The organism is Micromonospora sp. DT4 (assembly GCF_049841675.1).
Lineage (GTDB): Bacteria > Actinomycetota > Actinomycetes > Mycobacteriales > Micromonosporaceae > Micromonospora.
The window spans coordinates 1-269 of sequence record NZ_JBNCKT010000478.1 but is presented as its reverse complement, the minus strand read 5'-3'; the positions used below and the strand labels follow the sequence as shown (position 1 = coordinate 269).

The following is a 269-nucleotide window of genomic DNA, read 5'->3' as shown; positions in this document are numbered from 1 at the left end:
CGACCGTCCATATCGGCATGCACACCGGTCAGCCGTACGCGTCGACCTCCACCGACCACAGCGGTAGCCAGCAGCACACGCCTGGCTTGTCGTCTGCCACGGGCCAGCACACCGGCGCTAGCGCGCAGGTTCAATGGACTCTCGACGGGCGCACACTAAAACGCGACGGCGAAGAGGTGCGCAAACTCGGAGACAAGGCCGCCAAACTACTTCGACTTCTTATCGAAAAGCGCGGCACGGACGACGAATTCGTGACACGCACCGAGGTC

Annotated in this window: 1 protein-coding gene; it reads left to right on the top strand. The window is 62.8% G+C overall.

Annotated elements, in window-relative coordinates:
• Positions 1-17: 17 nt before the first annotated feature.
• On the top strand, positions 18-269 hold a 252-nt coding region (locus ACLQ24_RS30600), incomplete at its 3' end, for a hypothetical protein (protein ID WP_425895194.1).